Genomic DNA, 14,356 nt, shown 5'->3' with positions numbered 1-14,356 from the left:
ATTTTATTTTAATAAAACAACCAATCCACCGCCCCTTTTTCATTGGCATCAATGTAACCGACATCGCGAGTCGTAACGGTTTGGTTCGCATCAATAAATCCTAAAATCAATACTCTCCCTTTACCTAAATCCAGTTTATTTTCTCCCGGCTGGAAAGTGTAGGTGTGAATGTTGATTCTTGGCAATTCCTTCAAATTCATTGCACTTGCCAGGATTACTTCGGCCTGACCGTGGGCATTTCCGGCTGCATCTGTCTCCAGACTTGGTGGGAATAAAAATCTTTTCTGATCGGAATTGAAATAACCTACCACCAATTTTACGGCTTTGGTATTTTTGAATTTCAGGTGTGTCCCGTTTTCGTTTTGAGCGGTTTCATCGAATGTGATTCCTTTTAGGTTTTGCAGTTCAGGAGCTACTTTTACCAGTTCTGAAATTGGTGTTCCGTACACTTTTGTTCCGTTTTTGACAGCGTAAGTTCCTTTGCTTTCACTTAACAAAGTTACCTCGGCAGTTTTCCACGGCTTGCCTTCTTTGGTTACGATTTTACCATCTTTGGATGATTTTAAAAGATCCAGATTTCGCTTGAAATTAGCCAATTCTCTTTCGTAATGGGGCAATAATTCTGCCCAGGTTTTGTTGTTTCCGTCGTCTCCGCCAATCGGGATTCGGCGTTGTGCGGTCTGCATACTGTTGGCATACAAATAATGGTCTTTGGTTAGATTCACCAATAATTCGTAATGTTTGATGCTCTCTTCCAGATGCGGTAGGGCTTTATCCAAGTCGGCAATTTCGTTGGAATAGCTGTAACGCAATACCAAAATTGCAGCTTTCACTTTCTCCGAAAAGAAATCGGCGAAGGCTTTATAAGCGTGCATATCGTTTTTCAGACGCAGGAATTCTTCTTTGTCTTTGGTCACTTTTGACTCGGCTTTGTCGATGGCTTCAACCGCTAATTTTCCGTGTTGCGTGATCTCTGCAATGATTTGCGTTGGCAATTCCCCAACGTGTGGTTCTTTGTTCCATTCTTTTTTGGCGTACTCCAAAAGCAACTCGCCCACTGGCCCGCAAGATTCGTGGAATCCCGGGTAAACTCTCCATTTGGCTGGATTGACTAATTGACTTTCGAACATTCCTAATAATAAAGTCTGACGATTTCCTTCGGTGATTCCGAAACGTCTCAAGGTTTTTGGGGCAATTTCTCCGGCTTCGTCGTAAGCTTTTTGAATATTATTGGCTGCTTCTAAATCAGTCCCGTATTTAGTGGCCAAATCTTTATCCCAATATTTAATTTCTTCATTTCGGTCTCTTTTGCTGTCCCAAGCATATCTTGCCCAAGCTTTGTACCAAATCCAGTCGCGATCCATTTCAAGCAATCGTTCGCCTGTTTTGGTTTTATCGGCCGTGTAAGGCCAGTCCCAATACGATGCCTGTGGATACAAATGAAGTGCATTGGCACCGTGGGCAGTGTGCATAGCCTGAACCGTTTTTTGGATAAAATCAGGAGATCCGTAACGGAAAGGCTCCAAATTTGCCAAAATATGCACGTTTGAAATGTGCACCGAATTCAAGGAACTCAACTTTTTGTGAATTTCTCCCCAAGGGCCGCGTGGCGTGTAAGTCGTCAAGGACTCGCCATTGTACTTGTGCATCGTGTATAGATTTTTATACAACGGAAGCGCTTTTTCCATTACCAAAGGCGCATCGGTATCGTGAGCACGCACAATAATTGGCGGTTCATTGGTAATCTTCAAATTTTTCATGCCTTGTTGAACACCTGGAATAATGGTTTTATTGAACCATTCCACATCGTCATCGATGGTATTGATGGCTTCTCCCAAACACACCAACAATCCCACGTTTGGATATTTTTCGATGAAAGCAGTGATTGATTTTTTGGTATAATCGGCAATTTCGGGCGTTATCGGACGAGAACGATCCTGTGTTTTGATGTTGTAATGCTCCGCAAATGGCTTGGAAACAATGATGTTGTAAAACATTTGGATGACCCAGATTCCTCTTTTATTGGCTTCAACAGTGAGATAATTATAAATTTCTTCGTTCTTTTTGAAATCCTCTTCGCTTACTTCCAATGCAAACGGATAATCTTTCAGTTTTACCAAAGAAGCAAACGGATGTCCGTTCCACAAATACAGGGAATTCATGCGGTTATCAACCATCATGTCCAAGTATTTAGTCCACAGCTTTTTGTCGTAAAACCAGGGAAAAGATTCGGGCGTGTATGGGTATTCGTAAACGTCCCTGCCCGGAAGATATACCGGTTTTTGAACCCCGATACAAGAACCCCTCAAGACCATTTCGGGACTGTCCTCGACATTGATTTCTGACGGAATTTCGCCTGAATTTTTGATTCGGTCAACCAATTCCATGGCGCCATACAAGGCTCCGGTTGCATCGGTTCCTTCAATATAAATAAAGTTTTTTTGTGTGCGGATTTGGAAACCTTCTTTCTTGGTTAATTTGCTGTCGTCGATTTTGGCGGTTTTGGCATTTTGTGTCCAAAAATCGGTTCCTTTTTCGCCAATTACGATTACTTTGTCTTTTGATTTTTTAGGGGCTTTGTCTGCAAAAACCACTTTGAATCCTTTTGTTGTTGCGGTTTCCGATAGTTTTTCGGCTCCGTATTTCGCCCTTGGTGCATTGGCATCACGAACGATGGTGATGTTTTGCGCTGATGCAAAAGTTACGTATAGTCCTAAAAAAAGTAAGCTTAAATATTTCATTGTTTTTTTATTTTTTGACCACAAATTGCGCAAATTAGCACAAATTATAATCTTGGTTTTTGCCACAGATTAAAAAGATTTTCACAGATTTTAAAAAATCCATTTAATCTGTGGCTAAAATGATTTTAATTCTGAAAAATGCGTTTTAAATAAGCAACGTTGGCTCCGTAATTGGCTTTTACGTTATGAACCTGCGTTACATCACGGGAACGTTCTACGATCAGCCATCCGCTCCATTTCATTTCGTCCAGTGTTTTTTTGATTTTTGGCATATCTACATTTTTATCGTTTTCCAACCAAACGCTATCTGTTGTGGAAGCGTGAATTTGCGCCAAATGTTTTTTGCCTAAAATCTTCAATTCGGTTGCGATATCTCTTCCGTTATCGACGGCATTCGCAAAATTGAAAGAGCTTTTGATGTGCTTACATCCTATCTCTTCCAATAGTTTTTTCTCTTCGATGGCACTTAATGAAGTTTCGATGGCAATGACACCACCAATTTTACCGACTTGTTTTCCTGCCCATTTTAATCTTTCAATAATGATTGGACGCAGTTCAGGATTTTTTGTCAAATCGCTTTCTGTACCTAATGGAAGATAAGCCACTTTGACCTTCATATTTTTCATTGCCTTTACGCAATCTTCAATCATCAATGCTATGGATTCTCTTTTGGCAAAAGACTGTGCATAAAATCCGGACATTGCGATTGAACTGATTCCTACATTCAATTCTTTGGATTTATCCAGAAACTTTTGTCTTTCGACCGGGTCGCCTAATTTACTGTCGAATGTCGGTCTGTTTCCCAAACCGCCCATATCCAATTCGATTCCGTCTGCTTTTATTTCGCTTGCCAAACCAAAAGCACCGAGTTTTTGTCTTTTTAAAATCATCCAGTCGCAAACGGCTACTTTGTATTTTTGCTTTTTTGATGATTGAGCTGAAACTTCGCTATTGAATGTTCCTGCCAAAACAATTGTCAGAACTACCACAGTAGCTTTAATGAAACTTATATTATTCTTCATAATTATTTTTTTTACCATATAAGACATATAAGAAACATATAAGTTAGCTTATTTAGAAAAAGCTTAAATGAAACTTATATGACTTATATGGTTTAAACTATTTACTCTTCTTCCGCTTTAACGGCTTTCACTTCAACATTTTCTTGTCCAGGCCAGATTCCGTTTTTAATTGGAAGAGCCACTAATTTTCTTGGATCGATTTTTACATATTTCAGTTTTTCTCTTCTCCAAGTGTAAACGATGTGCACCATTCCGTCCTTACTTTGAATCATCGATGGATACGAATACTGACTGATTTTTGAATCTTCCAAAACTAATGCTGCATTCCAATTGATTCCATCGTCGGAAATGGAAACATTCAATGGTGTTCTTGGTCCTTTGGCTTCTGTTCCCGGAGGCAAAACGTGGTTGTAAACCAATAAGTGTTTTCCGTTTTTCAATGTTACCGCATCGGTTCCGGAGTTGTTGTTTGGCAAACCAATTAGTTCCACATCCGACCAGGTTTTTCCGTTGTCTTTCGAAAAAGTGCTGAAAATAGCCCTGTTTCTCGTTCTTCCAATGGCTTGAATACGTCCGTCTTTGTGGAACAGAATACTGGGCTGAATGGCATTGATTTTTTGTTTTCCTCTTGAAATCGTGTCGCCCATAACCCAGGTTTTTCCAAAGTCCGGAGTGGATTCCATACGCAAATGCCAGCCATTTCCTTCGGTACTTGACGGAAGCAACAATGTTCCGTTGCTCAACAATACTGGTTTGTTTTTGATGGGGCCCAAGAAATCTTTACTCGGCATATCAATCTTGTCAGACCAGGTTTTTCCTCCATCAGAAGAAGTTCTGTAAACGCCCCACCACTCGGATGGTTTTGGCCCTATTTTGTAAAACAACATCAAATCGCCATCCGGAATTTGGTATAAAACTGGATTCCAGGTCGGAAATCTTGTTCCGTCTTTCATCACGCCATCTGCTACTTTAGTTGCTTCGCCCCATTTATCACTTCCCTTTGGTTTTATTGCCGAATAAATACAAACATCCGGATGTCTTTCGTGTGATCCTCCAAACCAGGCCGAAACTAAATCTCCGTTCGTCGCTTCCACAATTGTTATGGAGTGGCAAGACGGATAAGGTGCTTTATCATATACAAATTGATCTACCAAGATTCCTTCTTTCCAGGTCTTTTTCTCCAAAGCCGATTTACAGCTTCCCAAAAGTAGTACGGTTAAAAGTAAAAGGCTAGTTGTCTTTAAAATTCTCATTATTGTTATTTTATATTATTTACATTCAATTCATAGGTTCCTGAAGGCAATTCAAGTACCAATTTATTATTTTCAATTTTATGGTTTTTCGATACTTTTTCCTTGTTTACTTTTACATCCGAAGCATTCGCTGTTGGCAAATAAACGAGTGCAGATGAATTAGCAGGAATGGTAATTTTCCAAACTAAATTGGTTTTGTTTTTCTTCCAGTCACTTTTAATCAAACCATAAACCGATTCGTAAGAGGCATTTACAAAAGTCAGTCCCGCATTGAAATCAGGTTTCATAATGATTTGTTTGAAACCCGGAGTTTCGGGATTGCTCTTGATTCCCGCCATATTTTCGTAGTACCAAATCAGTAAATCGCCCAAAAGCATCACGTGATTTTGCGAATTCATTGTGGGATCGGCGGTGTTTCCATTCCATAATTCCCAAATGGTGGTGGCTCCGTTTTCCACCATATAACCCCAACTTGGATAGGTTTTGTTGGAAGCCAGTTTGAAAGCCAAATCCCCTCTTCCGAAGTTCGTAAGCGTTCGCATCAAAAATTGTGTTCCGATTACGCCTGTGCTGATATGACCATTTTTAGTAACCTCAACTTCGTGAACCATATTTTGAAAAACCTTGTCTATTAGATTTTCAGGAACCATCCCGAAAGCCAAAGGCAATACGTTTGCCGTTACAGTATTATTGGCGTAGAAGTTTTTTTCGGTATTTAAAAATTTGGCATTGAATGCTTTTTTGATTCTTGTTGTCAAATCATCATAATGAGCAATATCAGCATCGGCTTTTGCGATTACGGCAAACTTTTTCATTATGCTCAAAAGCTGATAATAAAACGCACTCGACAACAATTGTCCATCTGTTAAACGGGCAGGATCTTTGGAACGAATCAACTCTAATGATTCCGGCGGAACGCACCAATCACCGTATTTGTCCTTGTCCATTAAATCATTTTGAAGATAATTTTCTTCCATATACACCATCCATTTTTTCATAGACGGATATTGTTTTTTGATGACTTCTGCATCGCCAAATTGTTGGTATAACATATCGCCCACCGTAATGTAGGTTCCCGGCCAGGTCACATTGTCGCCATAATAACGCCAAAAAGCTGGTGCCACATCTGGTAATCCTCCGTCCTGTGTTTGCGAATATTTGATATCGTCCAGCCATTTGGCATACAAAGTCTGGTTGTCGAATAAAAAACTTTCGCCATAAGCACCAGTCGTTCTGTCTCCCAGCCAAGGCTGGCGCTCGTTTCGCTGTGGACAGTCGATTGGCATTCCTTTGTAATTTCCGCTGATTCCCCACCACGCATTTTTAAAAATCTGGTTCATCGTCGCATCCGAAGATTCGAAAGTTCCGGTGGTTTTAATATCGTCATAAACTACTTTCCCAACGAAATTATCCAATGTTGGTTTGGTCGGAAAACCTGAAATTTCTACAAATCGGAAACCGTGAAATATAAAACGGGGTTCCCAGATTTCTTCGCCTTCGCCTTTTAGTGTATAAACATCGGTGGTTTTGGCATCACGCAAATTGGCAATGTAAAGCGAACCATCTTTTTGCAAAGACTCGGCAAATTTCATCGTGATTTGGTCACCACTTTTTCCTTTTACTTTCAATTGCAACCAGCCCACCATATTCTGACCCATATCCAAAATATAAGTTCCTTTCGGAGTCGCTTTTATGGAAATTGGTTTTACCTCGCCCATTATTTTCATATTCGGCGTCATTTGCGCTTCATAAAAACCGCCCGGTTCCTGAACGTATCTGGCGTTTACCCAGGTTGCATCATCAAAATTGGTCGTAGCCCAACCTTTCATTTCTTTTCGGGCATCGTATTCTTCGCCGTCGTATTCGTTGTTGGACAAAATTGGTCCGTCAGTGGTTAATTTCCAGGTGTCATCAGTTCGGATGATGTCTTTGGTTCCATCGGTATATTCTACAAACAACTGCAGAGCCATTTTTGGCATTCCAAACGACTTAATTTTATAGGGTTTATAATCCTGACGCATTGCAAAAAATCGTCCGTTTCCTAAAATCGTTCCCAGCATATTTTTACCTTCTTTCAATTGCAAAGTCACATCAAAAACATTGTATTTTACATTTTTAGTATAATCCGTCGGAACGGGTGCCAAAACTTGGTCACCAATTTTATTTCCGTTGATGTACAGCTCATACAAGCCCATTCCCATAATATAGACTTTGGCGCTTTTGACAGGCTTTTTCAAATCAATCCATTTTCGCAAATAGCGTGCAGATAATCTGGAAAACTGGGAAATACTATCGTCTTTTGATAATTTTTCATAGCCAATCCAGCGCGTCGATTTCCAGTCAGCATAGGTTAAAATCCCGATGCTGAAATGGGCATTTTCAGTAGATTTAATTTCTCCTTTATTCGTAAAAACAGTTACTTTCCAAAACGCATTTTGTCGGTCTCCCAGCTTTTTTCCGTTGTAAATAATATTTACAGATTCGTTGCTTGTTACTTTTCCGCTATCCCATAAATCGGCTTTGTTCGCATTTAGATTTTCCAAAGTCGAAGCAACAATAATTTGATAGGCAGTCTGTTTTACATCATTGACATCCGACTTTATCTGCCAGCTCAAACGGGGCTGAACCACATCAATTCCTTCCGGATTGTTCAGCATTTCGCATTGCAGATTTGTGATGCTGATTTTGTTTTGGGCTTGCGCCAAAGAAAAACAGAGCGATGCAATGAGGATTAATGTATATAGAAATGATTTTTTCATAAGTTTATTTTTTTGCCACAGATTTGAATGATTATCACAGATCAATAAAATGAATTTAAACTATTTGAGAATATGCGAATCTGCTTAAATATCAATCTTTCCTGTATGTATATTAATTGATATCTTCTCTATACTTTTGATGTAATTCGATCATTTGTCTGAATTCGGCATCTTCATCATAATTGATTTTGTTGTTTATAATATCAAAATCAGTTGTTTTAATTATTAATGGAGAAACTTTTATTAAATCATCATTATGAACATTTTTCTCATCATAGTTTGTTTCCATAATCTCATATATAGTTATGCTATTTAAGTTTAACTTTTTCAAAACTAAATCATTTGATATTGCTAAATTTGTTAAACCATATTGCATTTTGACACTTGGATATACTATTGCTTCAATTTTAAATCCATTTTCATCATTTTTAGCTTGCAAAAATCTTGAAGATAAAATACTTGAAAATAAATAATTTTCCTTCTTGTCACTATCAACAACTTTCATAAACTCTTCGGTAAAAAAAAGCATTACATCTTCAAAAATTTCTCCTAAAGTCGAGTCTCTTTTATTTTTCGAATCAATCCAAGCTTTATATGCATCTTTACTTTCTTTGGATAAATTGAAAACATTAGGATTAAATATATTATGAGTATTTAATTTCTCGCCATCTTTTATTTGCCATTCACTTACAGTTATTAAGTCTCCAACTTCTGGCTTTGTTTCCCAAATTGCAGTTTTAAAATCTAAAGCAGAATAAAAGACACTTTCATTTGGTAAGTTACATCTTCCGTAATATGATTCATTTAAAGGAGGTCCGAGCAAATCATCGATAATTTGTAATTTTACTTTTTCACCTCCATATAAATATTTATTATTTGTAACTCTAAATAATTTTGTTGGATAAGTATCAACCCAAAAAGTCATATTAATATTTATAAACTTTATAAAGTTAGTTTTTATTTCTTCTATTTCTTTTTCAGTAAAATTATGCAATCCTTTTTTACTTAAATCTCTAAAAAAATCTAACTTTTTTCTTATTTCTGATGGAGAATTAAATAAGTCTTTTTTATAATCTTTTACAATTTGTTCTATCATAATTTTTCTCTATTTTCGACTTAAAACACTAGACAACAAGCAAATAATTCTATTCCGACACTAATTTCTCCAATTTTTCTGAAACCGCAATTTCCTTACCATTTTTAAAAATTCTAAACCCTTTTCCTTTCTTGTATTTCTCCCCTGTTTTATCCCAAAGAATCGTAATGATATTACCGTGATACAACACATTATCCAAACAAAACCAATCCCATTTTTCCTGTGGAATCAACGGATTTACTTCAATCTTTTCATCCGCTCTCGGACGTAAACCCACCAGTCCCGTAATCATCAAATCGTTAAAAGTCGAATGATTGTAATAACGGCTTCTTTCTTTGTCGCCCATCAGCCAATAACCGGTTGTTTCGTCAAGATATTCCCCTATGTATGGCTTTCCACGGTAATATTGCGACTGCACATACAAATCCATTTGCCTGAAATAATCGGTTTTCGCAACGAAATTCTGATTGTAATTATTCAGAACATTGGCCAAAGCAGTCAAAGTCTGCGAACTCGCGAAAGGCCAAATCGCTCCGTCCCATTCGCAGGTTCCGGTTCCGTGGGTTCTAAAACGTGGACTTCTGCGCTCGGCAGTCGTCAATCCAAAAGGAGCCGAAAACCCTTTTTCATCCTTAATCTGCTCCCAGGCTTTTTCAAAACCTTTGTCTTTTTCTGGCAGATTAAAATACCACGGAATAAATCCAATTGCTTCTCTAACCTGTGCCAGCGTATCTTTTTCGGTAAAGGTCTCAAAAAAATTGTCTTTGGAATTCCATAATCGGGTTTCGACCAATTGTTGCAAAACATCCGCTTTGGCTTTAAATTTAGCTTCCACTTCTTTGTCGCCTTTCATCGATGCCATTTTCGAAATCGCCACGGCATTTCCATACATATAACTGTTAATCGTTGGTCTTGCATTTTGTACTTTTCGCCCGCCACTCAACGATTCTTCCATTCCGTCCTTTACATCGTGTTGCCAAAACAAACCATCTTTGCGCTGACGGTCTTTTTCCCAAACAGCATAATCCGCAACCATATCGGGGTACATATCCAATAAGAATTTTTCATCCTTATTCACCAAATAACGATTGTACAACGCATCAGCCGTCCAACTGCTGAATTTATACAATTTGTTCATCGGTTTTCCTTCATTACCACGGTACCATATTTTAACATCTTGTTCAATGTACTGCGGATCGTGTACCCAGCGAAATTCATTGATATGATGCCCCACCGCACAAGCAATCAAATTGTATTTGTCGGCATACGAACGATCAACTAAAAACTCGGTTATTCCGAAACCTAGTGGCGTTTTCTTGATGTGTTTTCGAGCCGTCCACCAACGATAATAATAAATCTCTTCAAAATTCTGCTGTGGACATTCAAACAACGGAATATTCTTTTCCATCCACGCCCACGCACTGTCATTGGGTATGGCTTGTTTGATATTCTCATCTTCCATCGTGTTGAAATAATCTACATAATGCTTAAAATTATCCGCTTTCAAAACAACCGAAGTTTCTTTTTTAGAATGCCCCGCACCCGATTTACAACCGCTGTTCAAAGCCGAAATCAGGATCACAATCGCCATTATTTTGTATTTAAATTGGTGTAACATATTCAAATTATTTTAATTATTTGGGCGTGACCCTTCGTGAAAAACTTCGGGTCGTGCTGTACGTTCCCGCTTTTTTTTGTTCGGCAAAAAAGCCTCTCAAAAAAAGAGCTCCACTGCCATCACTCACGCGGAAACAATATTCGTTTTAAGACCTGACAGGTTTTTGAAACCTAGAGTCAATAAATTAATTAATACTCATTTTTATTTCCAAGGAAATTTCATCTGCCCAGGATTCCAAAAAAACACTTTATTATCTATTTCAAAAGAAATTGGTTTTTGTGATTCTATTGTTTTTGAGCTATTATTTTCACGCACCATTTCTATCATTTTTATCTCCACAAGTTCATCCATTTCATCTTTTAATTTTAGAATTTCATTTGGAACATTCCCAACCCATTCACTCAAAAACACAGAATCCATATTCCAACCATTTGTTTGCATTTTTTGTGAAAAAAGAAAAGCAAACTCAATTGTTTTAGTTTCATTATTCAAAATATCAGCAACCATTTTTTTTAATAATTCATTAGGAAGACTTTCAAATCCTGTGTTAAGAATAATAATTCCAGCATTTTTAAAATTAGGATTCAATTTTTTATATTGTTTGATTTGATCGCTAGCAGATTTGAATTGATTTTTAATTGTGTTTTTTACAAGACGATGGTAATCAAATGTCAAATGTCAAATCTCCAAAATCAAGCAAAGGATCAATGTTAATAGCATAGTCAACTCTATCTTTAAAAAGTTTTGCAATACTTTTTTGTCTATCTTTATTTTCAAGGCTATCTTCTTGTAAATCTTTCAATTCTAAAAGTATATCATTAATGTAAAAGTCAGGAGTTCTTTTTTCTGTTTCAGGAATTTTACTCCCTCCTATTGAATTAATAATTCTTTCAAAATCTACTTCTCCAAAACGTGGTATCTGAATTAAACTCATATTTAAATTACCTCCATCAGGAAAAGCTGAAAATGAAAAACCTTGATTTTTAGCAAGATGATATGCATCTAAAAAATCACCCGTCTCTTTTTCACATAATTTATCTATTAATTTATCAATCTTTATTTCAGAACATATAAAATAGTCTTGAGTAACTGAAATATTATAAATTTTAGACACATTAAAAACATCTTTATTAATCAAAATAACACATTGTGCAAAATGATTAACTTTTCTATTATATGCATAAAAACAAGCTCTTAATATATCCATTAATTCACATTTTTAATTATTAAATATTCAGTTCATTCAATATCATCGTATAATAATTAAACTATCAATTCGCCGAAAAACTATAAGTCTGCCCCGCTTTCATCTCCACATCATATTCATTGTACTTCGGTAATTGCACTTTAGGCAATTTTGCTTCTTTTGAAATAATCGGTTTTTTTACTTCAACATCATAAAACAACGGATTCGGGTTTTTACCTTTTGCTTTTTTAAGTGCAATTCCTTTATCTGCTTTTAAGGTGTTTTCCAATTTCAATCGGCAGTTTCCTCCTAATTTTGAGTACACTTTTAAAGTTGAAACTTTATTATTTTTCCAGGTCATATCAATTACAAATCCGCCTCGGGTTACCAAACCTTTAATGCTTCCGTCTTTCCAGACCGTTGGCAAAGCAGGCAATAAATGAATCGCATCTTCCTGACTCTGCATCAGCATTTCGGCGATTCCGGCAGTACAGCCAAAGTTACCGTCAATTTGAAACGGCTGGTGCGCATCGAGCATATTCGGGTAGGTTCCACCACCTTTTCTTTGGTCGGCGGTTACCAAATGCAATTGATCCTGAATCAGTTTGTAGGCGTGATTTCCGTCTAATAATCTGGCCCATAAATTCACTTTCCAGCCCATTGACCAGCCTGTCGATTCATCTGTTCTGTAAATTAAGGATTGTTTGGCTCCTTCAAATAATTCAGGTGTTTTAATTGGCGAAATCTGGTTACTCGGAAACAAGCCGTACAAATGCGAAACGTGTCGGTGATTGTCTTTCGGGTTGTCCCAATCGTCCTGCCATTCCTGCAACTGACTGTGTTTTCCTATTTTCATTGGAGGCATTTTGGACAAAGCATCACTTAATTTTCTAGTATAATTTTCATCCGGAGCAACCAGTTTTGATGCTTTAATGACATTCGAAAACAAATCAAAAACCAACTGATTATCCATCGTAGTTCCCGAAGCAATAGTCGATTTTCCGGTTCCGCCTGCGTGTGTGTTTTCAGGAGAACTTGACGGTACCACCACTAAATATCCTGTGTTTGGATCGGTAATCATAAAATCCAAAAAGAAATCTGCTGATCCTTTAATTATCGGATAAATTTCTTTTAAATAATTGAGATCGCCTGTGTACAAATAACGTTCCCACAAATCCTGCGAAACCCAGGCACCGCCAGTCATCCACATTCCTGACGCAGCCGAATCTACCGGAGCGGTTACGCGCCAAATATCTGTGTTGTGATGCAAGACCCAGCCGTTGGCATTGTACATCGTTTTTGCAGTTACTGCTCCAGTAACGCTTAATTCTTTTGCCATTTGGATAAAAGGCTCGTGCATTTCCGAAAGGTTCGTTACTTCTGCCGGCCAGTAATTCATTTCGGCATTGATGTTAGTTGTGTATTTAGAATCCCAGGGCGGAGTCACCATATCGTTCCAGATTCCCTGTAAATTGGCAGGCTGACCTCCCGGCTGTGAACTCGAAATCAATAAATAACGTCCAAATTGGAAATACAGACTCGCTAATTTCGGATCGAATTGATTTTTGAAATCACGGATTCTTTCGTTTGTTGGTTTCTTGATGGCATCGTTTGAACCTAAATCCAAAGCAACTCTGTTGAAAAATTTTTGATAATAGGCAACGTGTGCTTTTTTAATTTCATCGAAACTTTTCGGTAAAGCTTTCTCCAAATACGATTTGCTTTTCGCTACTTCATCTTCGGTAATGTCCTGATAGTTTTTGAAATTGGTCGCTATCGAAATGTAAAGCGTTACCTCATCGGCTTTGTTTATGATTAGGATTCCGTTGCTTGCTGAAACTTCTCCGCCTTTATTTTTGGCTTCGATTCGTCCTTGGAATTTTACTTTCCCTTTTACATTTTCAAAATTAGTTCCAATTCCCGAAAGGATAATTTGGTTTCCTTCAGTCGAAGGAACGGTTTTGTCAATCGGGCTGTTCATAAAAACATTTGCCGTAATCTGTCCCGGCTGACTTGCCGATAATTTTACAACAATCACCTGATCTGAAAAAGATGTCAAAATTTCTCTGGTAAATTCTACTCCATTTACGGTGTATTTTACTTTTGCCGTAGCGTTTTCGATATCCAAATCACGGTAATAATTGGTGTATTTTTGATGGCCCAGAAACGAAATATAAGCGCTTCCGAAAGTCTGATACGGCATTCCATCGTTGGTTTGCGACATAATATCACGGGTTGCCAAATCCTGTGCTTCATCAAATTTTCCTTCGAAAACGAGCTGTCTTACTTTTGGTAATGCTTCAATAGACTTCGTATGTACATTACTGTTTGGCGAACCTGCCCAAATGGTTTCTTCGTTTAACTGCAAACGCTCCACTGCGGGATCTCCAAAAACCATTGCTCCCAATCGGCCGTTACCCAAAGGCAAAGCTTCGTTCCAGATGGTTGCGGGTTTGTCGTACCACAATTTTAGTTCGGTGTTGGTTTGCGCCGTTGTAGCGAAGGAAACAATTCCGAAACAGAGGACTGTAATTTTATTTCTTAAATTCATAATTTATTTATTTTTTTGAGCCAAGACTCTAATTATTTTTTTGACACGAATTTCACGAATTTACACGAATTCATTTGTTTTGAAAATATCACGAATCTCAATAGCCCTCTTTTGTCATTCCGAAGGAATC

9 protein-coding genes are annotated in these 14,356 nt (G+C 37.7%); all 9 read right to left on the bottom strand.

Going from position 1 to position 14,356, the window contains the following annotated elements; translation table 11 throughout:
• Positions 1 to 8 precede the first annotated feature (8 nt).
• Complete coding sequence (locus tag OZP15_RS03940) at positions 9 to 2,741, bottom strand: alpha-d-galacturonidase (RefSeq protein WP_281337071.1); 2,733 nt, start codon at positions 2,739 to 2,741, stop codon at positions 9 to 11.
• Between the two features lie 125 nt (positions 2,742 to 2,866).
• Positions 2,867 to 3,763, bottom strand: a complete 897-nt coding sequence (locus OZP15_RS03935) for a sugar phosphate isomerase/epimerase family protein (protein WP_281337070.1) — start codon at positions 3,761 to 3,763, stop codon at positions 2,867 to 2,869.
• A gap of 101 nt (positions 3,764 to 3,864) precedes the next feature.
• A complete protein-coding gene (locus OZP15_RS03930) occupies positions 3,865 to 5,016 on the bottom strand; it encodes a sialidase family protein (RefSeq protein WP_281337069.1) in 1,152 nt (383 codons plus the stop codon).
• 5 nt (positions 5,017 to 5,021) lie between these two features.
• Entirely contained in the window at positions 5,022 to 7,775 is a 2,754-nt protein-coding gene (locus tag OZP15_RS03925) for a glycoside hydrolase family 78 protein (protein WP_269227195.1), read from the bottom strand.
• A gap of 112 nt (positions 7,776 to 7,887) precedes the next feature.
• The gene (locus tag OZP15_RS03920) at positions 7,888 to 8,871 is read right to left on the bottom strand and encodes a hypothetical protein (RefSeq protein WP_281337068.1); all 984 of its coding nucleotides are present in this window, start codon (positions 8,869 to 8,871) and stop codon (positions 7,888 to 7,890) included.
• 49 nt (positions 8,872 to 8,920) lie between these two features.
• Entirely contained in the window at positions 8,921 to 10,489 is a 1,569-nt protein-coding gene (locus OZP15_RS03915) for an MGH1-like glycoside hydrolase domain-containing protein (RefSeq protein WP_269227192.1), read from the bottom strand.
• Between the two features lie 201 nt (positions 10,490 to 10,690).
• Complete coding sequence (locus tag OZP15_RS03910) at positions 10,691 to 11,077, bottom strand: hypothetical protein (protein ID WP_281337067.1); 387 nt, start codon at positions 11,075 to 11,077, stop codon at positions 10,691 to 10,693.
• A gap of 76 nt (positions 11,078 to 11,153) precedes the next feature.
• Positions 11,154 to 11,696: a hypothetical protein gene (locus OZP15_RS03905; RefSeq protein ID WP_269227190.1), complete on the bottom strand. Its 543-nt coding sequence runs from the start codon at positions 11,694 to 11,696 to the stop codon at positions 11,154 to 11,156.
• Between the two features lie 64 nt (positions 11,697 to 11,760).
• Positions 11,761 to 14,226, bottom strand: a complete 2,466-nt coding sequence (locus tag OZP15_RS03900; RefSeq protein WP_281337066.1) for a glycoside hydrolase family 95 protein — start codon at positions 14,224 to 14,226, stop codon at positions 11,761 to 11,763.
• Positions 14,227 to 14,356 lie beyond the last annotated feature (130 nt).

Origin of the sequence: Flavobacterium eburneipallidum (genome assembly GCF_027111355.2) — a bacterium.
Taxonomy (GTDB): Bacteria; Bacteroidota; Bacteroidia; order Flavobacteriales; family Flavobacteriaceae; genus Flavobacterium; species Flavobacterium eburneipallidum.
This window is presented reverse-complemented; position numbering and strand designations above follow the sequence as displayed.

Bases quoted from the DNA above. Each gene is read 5' to 3' on its own strand.
- OZP15_RS03935 (WP_281337070.1), bottom strand. From the start codon at position 3,763: ATGAAGAATAATATAAGTTTCATTAAAGCTACTGTGGTAGTTCTGACA.
- OZP15_RS03930 (WP_281337069.1), bottom strand. From the start codon at position 5,016: ATGAGAATTTTAAAGACAACTAGCCTTTTACTTTTAACCGTACTACTT.
- OZP15_RS03920 (WP_281337068.1), bottom strand. From the start codon at position 8,871: ATGATAGAACAAATTGTAAAAGATTATAAAAAAGACTTATTTAATTCT.
- OZP15_RS03925 (WP_269227195.1), bottom strand. From the start codon at position 7,775: ATGAAAAAATCATTTCTATATACATTAATCCTCATTGCATCGCTCTGT.
- OZP15_RS03915 (WP_269227192.1), bottom strand. From the start codon at position 10,489: ATGTTACACCAATTTAAATACAAAATAATGGCGATTGTGATCCTGATT.
- OZP15_RS03905 (WP_269227190.1), bottom strand. From the start codon at position 11,696: ATGGATATATTAAGAGCTTGTTTTTATGCATATAATAGAAAAGTTAAT.
- OZP15_RS03900 (WP_281337066.1), bottom strand. From the start codon at position 14,226: ATGAATTTAAGAAATAAAATTACAGTCCTCTGTTTCGGAATTGTTTCC.
- OZP15_RS03940 (WP_281337071.1), bottom strand. From the start codon at position 2,741: ATGAAATATTTAAGCTTACTTTTTTTAGGACTATACGTAACTTTTGCA.